Source organism: Ensifer sp. ENS10 (assembly GCF_014852025.1).
Taxonomy (GTDB): domain Bacteria; phylum Pseudomonadota; class Alphaproteobacteria; order Rhizobiales; family Rhizobiaceae; genus Ensifer.
The window spans coordinates 417,040-431,058 of the sequence record NZ_JACVAS010000002.1 but is presented as its reverse complement, the minus strand read 5'-3'; the positions used below and the strand labels follow the sequence as shown (position 1 = coordinate 431,058).

The window sequence follows — 14,019 nt, the reverse complement described above, 5'->3', positions numbered from 1 at the left end:
GCCAGTGAACGACGACGTCGGACGTGCTCCGCCGATCGCCGCTCAGGTGCCCGTAGCCTTGCAGATCTGCGCGCGGGCACTGGAACGTGGCCGCGTCGGCGTCCGGTTATCTCTAAGCCGCCTTGCGGTCGCGGCCGAAGGGATCGCCGAGCACCGATTCCGTATGCAAGGAGGCCAGCCATCCACCGTCCTTGCGGATCCAGGTGGTGGCGTCGGCCGCCTTTATCGTCAGAGGCTCGCCCTCGACTTCCATCTCCTCCGTCACCGTGTAGGCGATGACGGCGACGTCCTCGCGCGGAAAGATGACGCTGACGTCGTCGAGGCGAAACGCGTTGAGCTTCCAGGAACCTTCGGCCTGGTCGGCCATCCTGCGATAGTCATCGCGGGTAAGAATGGCCGCCCCTTGCGCCCCCACGACGATCGACCGTTCGGGCAGCATGGCCACGGACGCCTCGGTATCCTTCTCCAGGATGGTTCGCCAGAATTCCTGTTCGAGATCGATGATCTCCTGTTCGTCGGCATGTGCCATGGTTTGATTCCTCCGTTTACAATTTGCAGAAGCCATGGGACGGACAAAGGTTCCGACCAAAAAGACCTCGCCGCATAGCGCGCATTTTTTGCGCGACCGCGTGAGATCGAAGCCGAACCGCCCCGCGGGAACCCAACACCCGCCTCTGTCGTTTTCCGGATCCAGCAGTTGCGAAGCAGGATGAGACACATGAGGATCTTCTCGGGAAAATGCCTCTGCGGCCAGGTGCAAGTATCGCTTCGTGGCGAACCTCTGCGCGTCGGTATCTGCCATTGCATGGATTGCCGGAAGGAAAGCGGTTCGGCCTTCACCTTCTATGGCATCTGGCCCGCGGATCAATTTGAACGTACCGGCGACACGTCGGAGTTTCAGGGACGGTGTTTCTGTCCCGGTTGCGGGTCGCGGGTTTTTTCGGTCGATGCGCGTGAGGCGGAGGTCAAGCTCGGTATCTTGTCCGACGCGCCGACCTCGCTTAAGCCGAGCTACGAGCTCTGGATCAAGCGGCGCGAGCCATGGCTAAGGCCGGTCGAGGGGGCCGAACAGTACCAGGAGGATCGCGAACGGGCAGCCGACGAAGGGCCGGTCGACACGCGCTACTAGAGCGCGCGTCACCGTCAATCTGCCATCCCTTAATTAAGCGTCGATTCATCGGTGGAATTGTGCTTAAGATCAAAGCGTTACTGCGCTGCTGGCATGTCGGGCCGAGGTATCGCCTGAGAGCGCGGGTCGCTGGGGGAGTGAATGTCGGCACGGCCTTTCCTGAAAATCTCCGCGCCGCTCAACGGGCTTTTGGCGGCGGCGGGGCTTATTACGGTCGCGGAGCTGACGGCGCGGGATATTGGCCTGACGGCCAAGCTGTCGCTGGAGCTTGTGCTGGCCGGTATCTGGGCCATCTATGTTCTGCAACTGGCCGATACGGTGATGCGGCAGCGGGCGAAGGACGATCGCGGGCGGACGCCCGAGCTCATCATCGATCTGCTTGCCGTCGTGGTTCCGCTTGCCGGATTTCTTCTCGCTGGCCCGCGTGACCAGAGCCTTTATTGCGGTATCTGGCTGTTGAAGCCGCTGCGTCATTTCACCTTCTTCCGCCTGCTTGGCCGGGTGGTGGCGCGGGCGGCACCCAATCTCGTCGGTGTCACCTCGGTCTTCGGCATCGTTCTCTTCGGCGCATCGCTTTTTGCCTATCTCATCGAGCGCGATATCCAGCCCGACAAGTTCGGCAGCATTCCCCAGGCCATGTGGTGGGCGGTGGTGACACTTTCGACCACGGGCTATGGCGACGAGATTCCGATGAGCTTTGCCGGTCGGGTGCTGGCGGGCCTCGTCATGATGTGCGGCATTGGCATCTTCGCGCTGTGGGCCGGCATTCTTGCCACCGGCTTCTTCGAGGAGGTGCGCCGCCAGGATTTTGTGCGCAACTGGCAGCTGGTTGCGGCCGTGCCGTTGTTCCAGAAGCTCGGCTCGGCCGCCTTCGTCGAGATCGTGCGGGCACTGCGCCCGCGGGTGGTTCCGGCGGGTGCCATCATCTGCCGCAAGGGCGAGGCGGGCGACCAGATGTTCTTCATCGTCGAGGGCCGCGTCAGCATTACGACCCCTTCGCCGACACCCATCGAACTCGGCCCCGGCAGCTTCTTCGGCGAAATGGCGCTGATCACGGGCGAGCCGCGCTCGGCGACCGTCAGCGCAGCCACGGAGGTCTCGCTGCTGTCGCTCTATGCGGAGGATTTCCAGATGCTGTCGAGCAGCAATCCGGAGATCGCCGAAGTCATCCGCAAGACGGCGGAGGCGCGGCGTGGCGGGACGTCCAGGGATTGACGGGATGGTGGCATCCGGCGGCCCTCGTGTCATGCCGGCACGCGACCTCGTTATTTCGCCGGTCGCTCATTAACACCAGAGAAAGCCTTTCTCCTCTAGCATGGCGGCTGCAAGTTACAGTGACTTTGCGGGCACGAAGAACGCTTGGGCGCTGTAGGGGAACACTCTTTCACATAGGCGTTCAATGTCGTTTTTTGGCATTTCCGGAATGTATTATTCCGGCGAATCCCTTGCCCAGCACCGTATCGTGCTCGCCGAGGACTCCAACCTCTTCTCGTCGATGGTTTCGAAGCGGCTGAAAGAGCTGTTCGACATCGATGTCATCGTCTGCCGCGACTATGACGATTTGCAGTTCGCGGTCGAAAACGCGACTTTTCCGGCGTCGCTCGCCATCTCCAACATCAACCTGCCGGGGGCGGAGAACGGCGAGGCGCTCAACTATCTGATCGACATGAGCGTGCCGACCGTCGTTTTCACCGGTTCCTTCCAGGAGTCGACGCGCGAGAAGATCCTCGCCAAGGAGATCGTCGACTACGTTATCAAGGATAGCGTCTTTGCCGTCGACATGTTGGCGGAATCGGTCTGCCGCTTCCTCACCAACCACAAGCACCACGTGCTGATCGTCGACGACAGCCCGACCGCGCGCGCACTTCTGACGACGCAGCTGAAGCGCTACAATTTCCGCACCAGCCCGGCCGACAGCGGCGCAGCCGCGCTCGAACTTCTCAAGAGCAATCCCGATATCGGCCTCGTCATCACCGACTACAACATGCCCGATATCGACGGATTCGAGCTGACGCGGCGCATCCGCGGTTCCTACGGGCCGCATCAGCTGCGCATCATCGGTGTTTCGTCCTCCACCAACCGGCTCCTGTCGGCGCGTTTCCTCAAAGCGGGCGGCAACGACTTCATCGTCCGTCCCTTCGTCAACGAGGAATTCTACTGCCGCGTCAACCAGAACCTGGACACGCTGACGAAGATCCGCACCCTCAGTGAAAAGGTTAGGGTTCCGGCGCAGGCTTCGGCCTGATACGAGAAATAATCCCCAAAATTTTGTTGCAATCTGCGCGAAATCCCGCGCGCAGGTTGCTCCATTAACGAAATTGCAATCCGATCGGTCTTCAATCCGCCCCAGCAGGAGCGGGGAGCCCGGTCACACCAGACCACGCCGGCCAATGGGTCGGTGCGGTCAGTGGCAGGGTCTATTCATATATTCGGAGCCAGCGTCACCCCCTTCAAGGGAAGCACGCCTGCGGCTCGAGAGGGGTTGCAGGGACGTGAGATTGCGCCGCACGCCAGGCCGGCTGAATTCTGTGCAAAAGCACAGCGACAAGCGCATGCTCCTTGTCGAAGATTCCCGGATGTTCGCGACGGCGCTGAAATACGGGCTCGAGTCCGTCCATGGCATCCGCGTCACCCATTGCAGCTCGCTTGCGGCGCTCAGGGAAACGCTGGAGCAGGCGCCGGAAAGCTTCTCGCTCGCCGTGCTCGACCTCAACCTGCCGGACGCGCCCAATTGCGAGGCGCTCGAATTCGTCCTCGACAATCAGGTGCCGGCCGTCGTCTTCACCGCGGCCTTCAACGACCAAACGCGCGAAGAGATACTCGGGCGCGGCGTGCTCGATTGCGTCATCAAGCATCAGCCTGAATCGATCAACCTCCTGATCGGCGCCGTCGACCGTGCGCTTACCAATGGCAAGACGACGGTGCTGCTTGCCGATTCCGATGCCGCCTCGCGCAGCGAGCTTGCCGGTATCCTGAGAAGGCAGCGGATTTCCGTCTGCGAGGTCGCGTCCGCTGCCGATGCGCTGCAGGTGCTCGACAGCGGCGAGGCGGTCGATCTGGTCGTCACCGATCTCGATCTCGCCGACATGACCGGGGCAGCACTTCTTGCCGAAGTGGAACGCCGGCAGGGCGATGGCGCGCTGCCGGTGATCGGGCTTTCCGACAGCGGCGACCGAAGGGCGGGCGCCCGCTTTCTCGAAGCAGGCGGTACCGACTTCATCCAGAAACCGTTCCTCGAAGCGGAGTTCAACGGCCGCATCGCGCAAGCCGCCAGCATCCAGAAGCGCCTGCAGACGCTGCAGCGGCAGGCGGCCAGCGACTATCTCACCGATCTCTACAACCGCCGCCATTTCTTTCTTGCAGGCCCGCGCCTGGTGGAGCAGTGCCTGAGGCGCGGCGAGCCGACGGCGATCGCCATACTCGATATCGACCATTTCAAGCGGCTCAACGACACCTACGGCCACGAGATCGGCGATATCGTGCTGAGACACGTGGCCAAGCGCCTGGCGGTGCTGGTGGGCGAGGAGCACCTGCTTGCCCGCCTCGGCGGCGAGGAGTTCGGCATCCTCTTCAACGGCTGCGATGTGCGCCGCGCCTTCGCCTTCTGCGATGCGCTCAGGCTGGAGCTGGCGAAATCGCGGATCGTCGCCGACGACGAGGAACTGACGATCACCGTGTCGATCGGCCTTGCCACCATCGAGACGTCGGAAGCTTTCGAAAACTATCTGCACGCCGCCGATCAGTTTCTCTATATGGCGAAACATGCGGGGCGAAACCGGGTGATCTCGGAATTGGCACTGCTTGACGCGCTGGCGTCGTGAAGTCTCTGGCCGAGCCGCAACCCTCCTCCAGAAATATGATGCGCTCCGTGTCGGCTTGGAACGAAGTCGAACGTCCTTTGGTTACCCGCACATGATCAAGCGGTACGAAGAGGAGCCGACTGATGACGAATGTTGTTTCAAATCTCTGGTTTGCGAAGGAAGCGCGCGAGGCGGTCGACTTCTATATTTCCCTCGTTCCCAACTCGGCGATCACGCGCATCACCACCTTGCCGGCGGAAAGCCCGAGCGGACCGCCCGGCAGCGTTCAGGTCATCGAGTTCATGCTTGGCAATCAGCAGTTCATGGCGCTCGAAGCCGGACCGCTCGACCCGTTCAACCATGCCTTCTCGATCATGATCCAGTGCGACAGCCAGGAGGAGATCGACCGGCTGTGGAGCGCGATCCTCGATAACGGCGGAGAACCTGAGCAATGCGGCTGGATCCGCGACCGCTGGGGCCTCTGCTGGCAGATCGCGCCACGGGTGCTTGGCGACATGGTCGCCCATTCGGACCGCGAGCGCGCCAAGCGGGCGACGGAGGCGATGCTCGGCATGATAAAACTCGACATCGCCGAACTGGAGCGCGCCTTCCACGGTTAGGGTCGCACTCGTTTGTGGGGCTGGTCCTTGAGCGGAGGGAACGGAGAGCGAGGCGCTTCCAACGGCTCCGGAGGGCAGCTCCGAGGCGACTTGTTTACGCAACCATGAAGCGCTTTCTGTCGCCATGACATCTACGCGTTTATTAGCGAATCTTCTATATGAGGGGAAGGGCAGGCCAGCGCGGAGGCGCGCCTGGATGCGGAGAAGCCGATGGGGAGGGGACGACGTGAATTCGCAGACTTTTACGAGTTTTGATGGTCGTATCGGACGCCAGACCTGGTGGTTGGCGCAGATCGTTGTCTGGATTGCGACGGCGGCGGCAATGTTCGCCGGAGCGGCGCTGTTGGCGCTTTCGGGCGTCGATAACTATGCGGCGGGCTTCAGCCTCATGCATTCGCTTGTCTTCATTATCCTCATCGCAAACCTCTATTTCAGCTTCACCGTCAACACCAAGCGCTGGCACGACCACGGTCGCTCCGGATGGTGGAACCTTGCGCTGTTTGTCCCGGTCGTCGGGCCGCTCCTGGGCCTTGTGATGCTGGGCTTCCTTGCGGGAGAAGAGGGCGACAACCGCTTCGGTCCGCCGGCCGTCACAGGCGCCGAAGAGCCGAGCCAGCGGTTCGGGCGCGCTTAGCCATAGCGTGAAGTTGGCAGGCGCGGCTGCGGCGTTCTATTTCAGCTTCTGCGGATAGATCGTCTCGCCGCGCTTCAGCATCTCGACGAAGGCCTCGATCTTCTTTTTGCGACCGGCCTTGGTCTTCATGTTGTGGGTGCGGAAGGCGAGCGCGAAGCGGTTCTGGGCGCTGAGCTTGGCGAGCATTTCTTTCGCCTTGGGCTCGGCATCGATCGCCGCCTGCAGGTCGTCGGGGATTTGCATGTCCTTGCCGCTGGCATAGGCCCGATCCCAGCGGCCATCAGCCTTGGCTGCTTCCACCTGGCGCAGGCCAAACTCGGTCATACGGCCTTCTTCGATCAGCCGGGCGACATTGTCGACGTTGATCTTGCTCCAGATGCTCTTCTTGCCGCGCGGCGAATAGCGCTGCAGGAAGCTCTTGTCGTCCAGCCCCTTGCGCACGCCATCGATCCAGCCCCAGCAAAGCACCACATCGATCGCTTCCTTGGGCGTGATCGAGGCTAGCCCGGAGTTCACCTTGTGCGTCTTGATCCAGACCTCGTCCTCGCTCTGATGATGGGCGCCGAGCCAGTCGTAGAAGCACTGCAAATCCCTGAATTCGTGGACTTTGGCAGGATTGATTTCGACGGGTGCCATAGGAAGCATTGCCTCTTGTTCTGAAACGCCAGCCATTCAACCCAAAAAGAAGGAGCGTGCAAGCGGCGCGACGACGCAAGCCAAACGTGTCACAGGCAAAACGAAAAAGGGCGGATCGCTCCGCCCTTCGACTGGTCTTTATGTCGGTCTTTACCGCGCCATCTGCAGCGTCAGCTTGCGGTCGGCGCGCTCCTGCTGCGGCGAGCGGTTGTAGAGTTCGCGATAACACTTCGAGAAATGCGAGGCGGAGACGAAGCCGCAGGCAACCGCCACTTCGACGACCGGCATCGACGACTGGATGAGCAGGTGCCGGGCGCGGTCGAGGCGGATCTCCAGGTAGTAGCGGGCCGGCGACCGGCCCATTTCCTGGCGGAAAAGCCGTTCGATCTGGCGGCGCGAGAGATCGGCGCCCTCGGCGATTTCGAGCAGCGACAGCGGCTCGGCGAGATTTGCCTCCATGAGTTCGATGATCGACAGCACCTTGGCGTTCTGCACGCCGAGGCGGGCGCGCAGCGGCAGGCGCTGGCGGTCATGCGGCCCGCGCACGCGGTCGGTCAGCGCCTGCTCGCAGACGCGGTTGACGAGGTTCTCGCCGAAATCCTGGTCGATCAGGTTCAACATCATGTCGAGCGAGGCGGTGCCGCCGGCGCAGGTATAGATGTTGCTGTCGATCTCGTAGAGGTCGGCATAGACGTCGACCTGCGGGAAGCTTTCGGAAAAGCCCGGCAGGTTTTCCCAATGGATGGCGCAGCGCTTGCCCGTCAAAAGGCCGGCAGACGCCAGCACATGGGCGCCGGTACAGAGGCTGCCTACGGCGACGCCGCGGTTATAGACCTCGCGCAGCCAGGCATTGACCGACTTGTTGTTGAAATCCTCGACATAGATGCCGGAACAGACCAGCACCATCGATGGGCGGTTCTCGCCGCCGAGAAACTTGCGCTCGTCGGCGAGCGACGAGTTGACCTCGAGCGCGATCCCGCTCGACGACAGGACCTTTTCGCCGTCGGACGAAGCGAGGCGCCAGGTATAGGCCTCGTAGCCGAGCATGCGGTTGGCGATGCGGAGCGTTTCGATCGCCGCCGAAAAGGGCAGCATGGAAAAGTTCGGCACCAGGAAGAAGACGAGAGAACGCTTTTTGGTCAGTGGCTTGTTCATGAGGCTTCCCATGCTTGGCGATGGCGTATATTCGTCGCTTGGAAGATACTCTTCGGCTTGTCTGTTTGCGACATTGGCATGGAAAGCAACGACCGCAAAGAGATTTCGCATTGCGACATCGGGCGGCAAGAGGCGGTTCCGCCGGTCTTTCAGGCTTTTGTAAGGAAAGCGACAGTTTTTCCAGCGCTCTTGACGTTATCTGACAAGAACCTCCAGAGATACGCAACAATCGCAAAGCGCGCGCCAAGGTTGCATCTTCCGATTGCGACGCTTTCGGCGTCCAGTGCCGCGGTGTCGGTATAAGACAAGTCTCGCTCAGCTGGCGATGCATTGGACGTGTCGCCACGACAACCCAGTCCCGCGCAAGAGAATCCGCCGACAACACTCTCAGCCTGTTACCGATCTCCAGCGAGCGGATCAAATCAAATCGCTAACTTGAAATCCTCCACGATTCAATCAGATCGGGTTCTGTGCGGAGGCGGCAGGCGCCGATTGTATTAGCAAATGTTAAATGGTAGCGATCATCGTTGGGCGCAATCACCGATGGCGCCAGACGGCTTCACAGCTTGGCGATGCATCGCGCTTTGCCGGAAGGGGCTCTGTACGCATGTGGTTCGAGTTGCAGGAGGCTATGCCGCTATGACGCAATCGGAAAACGTACGGGTCTGGGCCAGCCGCGCTTTCATGGATTCGACACGGATCAAAGGCTTTACTGCCGATCCGCTGCCGTCGGGGATGGGCCTCGGCCAGATGGCCGAATTGAATGAAGCCGGCGAACGGATGTCTGCGGAGCATTTCCCAAAGGAGATCTTTGCCAAGTATCCGGACAAGAAGGAAAAGAAGCAGGCGCATCTCGTGCTTGCCGCAGGAGTGGTGGTGGTTTCGGCGGCCTGCGCCAATGTGCTGCGGCAATTCGGTCTCGGCCATTCCTCGCTCTATCCGATCAAGCTTTTCCAGCATGACCGCAAGACGCCGGTGGAGGGCGAGTATTTTTGTCTCAACATCGGCGAGCGCAAAGAGGCTTTCCTGCGCCAGCATTCGCAAAGGGTCATCGAATTCGGTGACGGCACATTGAGCATGTCGCCAAACCTTCAAGACGACGAAGTGGCCGTCGGTCCGGCCGCACTCGAGGGTTCCGATCTGTGGGTAAGCCCTCCCTTAAATCGCATATTTTTTCTGAGCGACCGCCTTACGCAAGCGCTGCGAGAGGCAAAGATGAGCAGGGTCTTTGGCTTCCGCACCTGCCGCATTGTCGAAGCGGACTAAACCATCGGCGGGCAGCTCTCGCTCAGGAAAGATGGGGCGCAAAGAAAAAGGGCACCGCCTTCTCGGCAATGCCCTTCATCGTATACGGCTGCTCGACCCGCCGAGGCAGGTCAAGCCGTCATTCATTGTTCGGTCTTATGCACCGCATCGTCTACCGACGGGAAGCCGATATCCTTCAGGGTGTCATAGGACAGATTTTCCAGCGCCCGTTCCTGGCGGTGACGCTTCCACGCTGCCCAGGCACGGACGCGCAGGTTGAAGAGACCCGGAAGGGACGAGTGGGAGGATGCCCGTTCCGAGGCCGATGAAAACTGAATGTTGGACATTTCATGGCTCCTTCTGAGTTTCTCAGCAGGTCGCGACCATAATCGTATATATGGCGCAACCTGATCTATCATTCCAACGAATATGTTTGATGCTTTCCATCAAACTTGGTGATTGATTAGCGGGTCCGCAAACATCACGTCGTCGCGGACTCTCTTCGGCAGTTTTGCCAGTTCGCGCCGGGCTTCCACCCGATTTCGTGCGATCTGCTTTTCGCGTCTCTGCCGGACAACGCCGTCGAGTACGGCGATCACTTGGGTAAGGGTGTTGAGGACCATGTCGTTGCTCCTTCGATCCTGAATCTGTACCACTACCTGCGACGCGGGGCTGTTACACAGGGAACTCTTCGAAGCGGCGATAACAAGCGCGGCGGCGGACATGGGCTTCTCCTTCCTTCGTCGTCCTTGAGCTTGACTATCGGTCATTGCTGATGTTCAATCAAACGAAATGAAGTGAACTTATCTTTCAGTTTTTCTGATCGAGGATGCCGCCATGAACATGATGATGCGCCACGCGCTTCCGCTTCTTGAAATGGACGTGCTGAAGACCTTTGTCGCCATCGCCGAGACCGGCAATTTCACCACCGCCGCCGAAACCGTCTACCGCACGCCGTCTGCGGTCTCGATGCAGATCAAGAAGCTCGAGGAAATGCTCGGCAGTACGCTCTTCCTGCGTGACGCGCGCTCGGTGACGCTGACGCCGAAAGGGGAAATGCTGCTCGGCTTTGCCCGCCGGCTGCTGTCGCTCAACAATGAAACGGTGTCGCGCTTCCTGCTGCCGGACATGAATGGCGTCGTGCGTGTCGGTGCGCCGGAGGATGTCGGCGAGCGCATCCTGCCCGAAGTGCTGAAGCGTTTTGCGGAGTCCTATCCGAACGTGACGATCGACGTGTCGATCGGCATGAGCAACGCCATGCGCAAGAAGGTCGACGAGCACCGGCTCGACATAGCCATCTTCAACAGCCTCACCGAGGGAACGCCGAGAAACGGCGAAATCCTGATGCAGGAGAAGCTGGTCTGGGCCGGCGCCAAGTGCGGCAACGCGCATCTGAAGGATCCGCTGCCGGTATCGATGTGGGAGGATGGCTGTGTCTGGCGGGCCGATGCGGTGGAGAAGCTGTCACGCGCCGGCCGCAAGTTCCGCATTGCTTTCTTGAGCGCCTATACGACCGGCCAGCGTGCTGCCGTTCTCGCCGGCCTCGCGATCGCGCCGCTGCCGCGCTACCTCGTCCAGGGCGAGATGGTGCAGCTTGGCGAGCGCGACGGCCTGCCGGATCTCGGCCACTACAATATCGGCCTGCAGGTGATTACTGACGCGCCGGCACCGGTACTGGCCGTTGCCGATCATGTGCGTGACGCTTTCGCCGACCTGCAGATGCAATAGGGAGGTCGCATGCGGTTCGCCGCCTTCCGCCCCCTGTCTTCCACCCTTCGGTTCTTCTCGCGGGGCGAACAACCTTGAGCGACCATCCACGCCCCGTTCTCGATCCAATCGATCGCCTCTCGGAAATCATCTTCGGGCTGCTGATGGCGCTTTCCTTCACGGGAACGATGAGCACGGTCACGGGCAGCGAGGGTGGGGTCAATGCCGTGCTCGTCGCCGCCCTCGGCTGCAACATCGCCTGGGGTATCGTCGATGGCGTCATGTATGTGCTGACGACGGCTGTCGAGCGGGTGCGCCGCCGCGGCTTCCTTGACGCCCTCCGGCGCGAGCCGCTTGCCCGCGCCCGCGAAATGTTCCTGGAAAGCCTGCCGGACGACGTTCGCCGCGTGTCCTCGCCAAAGGAGACCGAGGCGCTGCTGCTCCGGGTGAGGGCGCTTTCCTCCGATCCCAGGCACAGGGCGGTCACGGGGCATGACCTGAAAGCGGCCTTCGCCATCTTCCTGCTCGTCGTCACCTCGACGCTGCCGCCTAGCATTCCCTTCCTGTTGATCGACGATGTCGCGCTGGCGATGCGCGTTTCCAACGGTATTGCGCTCGTCATGCTCTTCGTCGTCGGCGCGCGGCTCGGGCAATACACGGGCCGTAGCCCCTGGCCGATGGCCTTTGCGATGACGGCGATCGGCGCGGTGCTGGTGGCGGTAACAATCCTGTTTGGCGGTTAGCTTTCGCCGCAGGCGCCGCGCTCGGATCAATCGCAACCGGCGTTGTGGCGCGAAGCAGCCGTGGCGTCTCGACCGAAAGGGCCGGTTCCTGGTCTGCTTGCGGTGCCGCATTTTCGAAAGCGGACGCGATGCTCCAATCGATCGTCACCCATTGACGTGGGCATTTTTCTTCACAATAGGGTCAAGCCGACGAATGTGGCGAGCGCCAGCCACACACCAACAGGAGTGTAACCGTGAGCGAACCGACCGTAGCAGATGCAACCAACCGCATTTATGAATCGCTCCAGGCGGACAATGCCGACATCGACGTGCATATTGCGACCCTCAAGGCAGCGTTGGCGCGGGCGGGGTTGAAAGAAGCCGTATTCGACCCGGCCAGGCTCGTGCAGAACAACCGTTCCGGCAGGAAGCTGATGCAGGCATACTTTCGCCAGCGCGGCGTGACGGTGAAATTTTCGGCTGAGTGAAGCCTTCGCACGACGTCAAACGGGGCCTAGCGTGACGGCTGCTTGATCACCCTCGCTGCCCCGCGCCCGCGAGAGGTTTCTCGATAACCTACCGGACGACGCGCCGCGTATCCTCGCCCAAGGAAACCGAGGCGCTGCCTTTGAGGGTGAGGGCGCTCGGCCACGATCCCAGGCACAAGGCCGTCACGGGCCGCGACCTGAAGGCGGCTTTCTCCATGGCCGCGATCGGCGCGGTACTGGTGGCGGTTACGATCGCGCTTGGAGGGTAGCTTTCGCCTGAGGCGCTTCGCTAGGCCAAGCCGGCGCTCCAATTCATGGAGTCGTCGGCGCCGGTCATGCGTCAGATTGAGGGGCTTGAACTACCCCTCACGGTCGTGCGTTCCCAAGGACCTTATCGGCCCGAAGCGGACATTAATAGTCGCCTCAGATCTCCAGGTAGAGATCCCGGTTCAGCAGTTCAAAGCTGTCATCGGTGGTATCGAGAGTACCATCCTGAAGATAGCAATAATCGCCATTCGCTTCATCGAGAAAGCTGAACCCGTTGTCGCCGTAGGATACATAAATCCCAAAAAGATCTCTGGTAGGGATTTTAGCGATATAGAGCGAGGTGGAACGTACTTCTCTGCCTGCATATTTGCTGAGCGAATCGACGGTGAAAACCGGGTAGGAAAAATCCGTGTCAAAGCCATCACGTTCGCTCAGTTGCGGCTCTTCCTGTTGTCGTCGAAACGTCATTTCGCCATCGGAAAACGAGATGGAGTACCAAGAGCCCTCGATTTTGAAAAACAGTAGGACGTGTTCAGCCAGAAGCTCTCCATCCATGTAGAACGCGCATCTGCGAAACTCCTCTATCGTCCTGCCGGCCAGCGGTCTTCATCATCTCAAAAACTCAGCGATTTCTCGGCAATCAGCGCAGCCGGTATTTCCCTTGCTATGTCGCTCGCCACCAACCGTCAAACAACGGCAACTCGGCATGCCCGCAAGTGGTGCAAAGTTGCCGTCCCCTCTTGGCTCAGTCTTCGGCACTGCGTAGGCGCCTGACCGGCGAAGCGCCGAAAGGCCAGACGCTCAGGTCCTGATCGGCGCCTGGCGGATGTGGATTTCGATCAGACGCTTCAGTTCAGCCAGATCCCTGGCTTCCAGCGCATCGACCATCAGGTGGTGCTCGCGCGCCGATTGCTCGATGCGGGCACGCGTGCGCCATTGCGAAACCGGGGCCGATACCGTTCGCTGGCGAATTTCGGCGACGACGTCGACAAGTTCGGAGTTGCCGGCAAGAAGCAGAAGCGCGCGGTGAAAGGCGAGGTTGGCGTCGTAGTGCTCCATGATGGAGCCTCGGAACGACATTTCGTCGAACCGACGGGCAAGCCCACGCAGCTCGGCAATGGCCGCAGGCGTGACATTGGCGATCATCCGGTCGGCGACGCCGGTCTCCAGGATCACGCGGATATCGCTGATCTCCCGCGTGCGCTGGTCGTCAAGTTCGTAGACCTGATAGCCGCGGTTGGGATTGTGCTGCACCAGCCGTCGCTGCGACAGCCGGTCGAGTGCCCGGCGCACCTCCGGCCGGGTGCAATCGTAGCGGCGCTCCAGGTCGATCTGCTTCAGCCAGGTGCCCGCCGGCAATGTCCCGGTCAGGATGTCGTGCAGCAACAGGTCGGTGACATCCTTCTTCTCCTCGGGCTTTTCCTCGGCCGCCAGCATTTCCGTCAGATCGTCGCTCATTCCTGCCTTACACTCTCTCTTGCCGCATGGTCTTCCTCGCGCCTCACGTCGCCTGCGCGTGGCTCACGTCGCCTGCTGCGGCGAAATTGGTTCCATTTTTGGAGAAACTATGATGCTGCCCTGGACAATTCAATGCGCCAGAACGGCTTTCCTTGTCC

At 60.9% G+C, this 14,019-nt stretch carries 18 protein-coding genes; 11 read left to right on the top strand and 7 right to left on the bottom strand.

The features are described from left to right. Positions 1–112: 112 nt before the first annotated feature. A complete protein-coding gene (locus IB265_RS09035) occupies positions 113–529 on the bottom strand; it encodes a nuclear transport factor 2 family protein (RefSeq protein WP_057254051.1) in 417 nt (138 codons plus the stop codon). A gap of 189 nt (positions 530–718) precedes the next feature. Between IB265_RS09035 and IB265_RS09030 the strand changes: the two genes are divergently transcribed. From IB265_RS09030 to IB265_RS09005, 6 genes are all read left to right on the top strand, one after another. Beyond that, positions 719–1,129, top strand: coding sequence for a GFA family protein (locus IB265_RS09030; protein ID WP_057254052.1), 411 nt, complete (start codon positions 719–721; stop codon positions 1,127–1,129). Positions 1,130–1,270: 141 nt separating this feature from the next. Beyond that, positions 1,271–2,344 (top strand): cyclic nucleotide-gated ion channel, encoded by a 1,074-nt coding sequence (locus tag IB265_RS09025; RefSeq protein ID WP_192494760.1) that lies wholly within the window; start codon positions 1,271–1,273, stop codon positions 2,342–2,344. A 184-nt stretch (positions 2,345–2,528) separates the two neighbouring features. Beyond that, the gene (locus tag IB265_RS09020; RefSeq protein ID WP_113737612.1) at positions 2,529–3,374 is read left to right on the top strand and encodes a response regulator; all 846 of its coding nucleotides are present in this window, start codon (positions 2,529–2,531) and stop codon (positions 3,372–3,374) included. A 307-nt stretch (positions 3,375–3,681) separates the two neighbouring features. After that, positions 3,682–4,950 (top strand): diguanylate cyclase, encoded by a 1,269-nt coding sequence (locus IB265_RS09015; protein ID WP_063891512.1) that lies wholly within the window; start codon positions 3,682–3,684, stop codon positions 4,948–4,950. 122 nt (positions 4,951–5,072) lie between these two features. Further along, entirely contained in the window at positions 5,073–5,549 is a 477-nt protein-coding gene (locus IB265_RS09010) for a VOC family protein (RefSeq protein WP_113737613.1), read from the top strand. Between the two features lie 226 nt (positions 5,550–5,775). Continuing rightward, complete coding sequence (locus IB265_RS09005) at positions 5,776–6,183, top strand: DUF805 domain-containing protein (protein WP_158539409.1); 408 nt, start codon at positions 5,776–5,778, stop codon at positions 6,181–6,183. A 36-nt stretch (positions 6,184–6,219) separates the two neighbouring features. Here IB265_RS09005 and IB265_RS09000 read toward each other — a convergent pair whose 3' ends face one another. Continuing rightward, positions 6,220–6,819: a YdeI family protein gene (locus tag IB265_RS09000; RefSeq protein WP_192494759.1), complete on the bottom strand. Its 600-nt coding sequence runs from the start codon at positions 6,817–6,819 to the stop codon at positions 6,220–6,222. A 150-nt stretch (positions 6,820–6,969) separates the two neighbouring features. Beyond that, positions 6,970–7,974 carry a GlxA family transcriptional regulator gene (locus IB265_RS08995; protein ID WP_057254457.1) on the bottom strand — a complete coding sequence of 335 codons (1,005 nt, stop codon included), beginning with the start codon at positions 7,972–7,974 and terminating at the stop codon, positions 6,970–6,972. A gap of 543 nt (positions 7,975–8,517) precedes the next feature. On the opposite strand from IB265_RS08995, the gene IB265_RS08990 reads away from it, so the two are divergent. Beyond that, entirely contained in the window at positions 8,518–9,240 is a 723-nt protein-coding gene (locus IB265_RS08990) for a hypothetical protein (protein WP_162771003.1), read from the top strand. A gap of 122 nt (positions 9,241–9,362) precedes the next feature. On the opposite strand, the gene IB265_RS08985 is transcribed toward IB265_RS08990, so the two are convergent. Together IB265_RS08985 and IB265_RS08980 are read right to left on the bottom strand one after the other, a co-directional pair. Beyond that, on the bottom strand, positions 9,363–9,566 hold the full coding sequence (locus IB265_RS08985; protein ID WP_057254070.1) for a hypothetical protein: 204 nt from the start codon (positions 9,564–9,566) through the stop codon (positions 9,363–9,365). Between the two features lie 99 nt (positions 9,567–9,665). Then, positions 9,666–9,944 carry a hypothetical protein gene (locus IB265_RS08980; RefSeq protein WP_057254072.1) on the bottom strand — a complete coding sequence of 93 codons (279 nt, stop codon included), beginning with the start codon at positions 9,942–9,944 and terminating at the stop codon, positions 9,666–9,668. A gap of 112 nt (positions 9,945–10,056) precedes the next feature. Here IB265_RS08980 and IB265_RS08975 point away from each other — a divergent pair, with 112 nt between their 5' ends. The 4 genes from IB265_RS08975 to IB265_RS37320 all read left to right on the top strand — a co-directional run bounded on the left by IB265_RS08975 (position 10,057) and on the right by IB265_RS37320 (position 12,405). Further along, positions 10,057–10,947, top strand: coding sequence for a LysR substrate-binding domain-containing protein (locus tag IB265_RS08975; RefSeq protein ID WP_057254074.1), 891 nt, complete (start codon positions 10,057–10,059; stop codon positions 10,945–10,947). A 74-nt stretch (positions 10,948–11,021) separates the two neighbouring features. Next, complete coding sequence (locus IB265_RS08970; protein WP_113737615.1) at positions 11,022–11,669, top strand: VIT1/CCC1 transporter family protein; 648 nt, start codon at positions 11,022–11,024, stop codon at positions 11,667–11,669. A gap of 233 nt (positions 11,670–11,902) precedes the next feature. Next, positions 11,903–12,136, top strand: a complete 234-nt coding sequence (locus IB265_RS08965; protein ID WP_093234639.1) for a hypothetical protein — start codon at positions 11,903–11,905, stop codon at positions 12,134–12,136. Between the two features lie 140 nt (positions 12,137–12,276). After that, positions 12,277–12,405, top strand: a complete 129-nt coding sequence (locus IB265_RS37320; protein WP_255571003.1) for a hypothetical protein — start codon at positions 12,277–12,279, stop codon at positions 12,403–12,405. 154 nt (positions 12,406–12,559) lie between these two features. Here IB265_RS37320 and IB265_RS08960 read toward each other — a convergent pair whose 3' ends face one another. Together IB265_RS08960 and IB265_RS08955 are read right to left on the bottom strand one after the other, a co-directional pair. Then, the gene (locus IB265_RS08960; RefSeq protein ID WP_192494758.1) at positions 12,560–12,958 is read right to left on the bottom strand and encodes a hypothetical protein; all 399 of its coding nucleotides are present in this window, start codon (positions 12,956–12,958) and stop codon (positions 12,560–12,562) included. Between the two features lie 246 nt (positions 12,959–13,204). Further along, positions 13,205–13,861, bottom strand: coding sequence for a GntR family transcriptional regulator (locus IB265_RS08955; protein WP_058327032.1), 657 nt, complete (start codon positions 13,859–13,861; stop codon positions 13,205–13,207). Between the last annotated feature and the right edge of the window lie 158 nt (positions 13,862–14,019).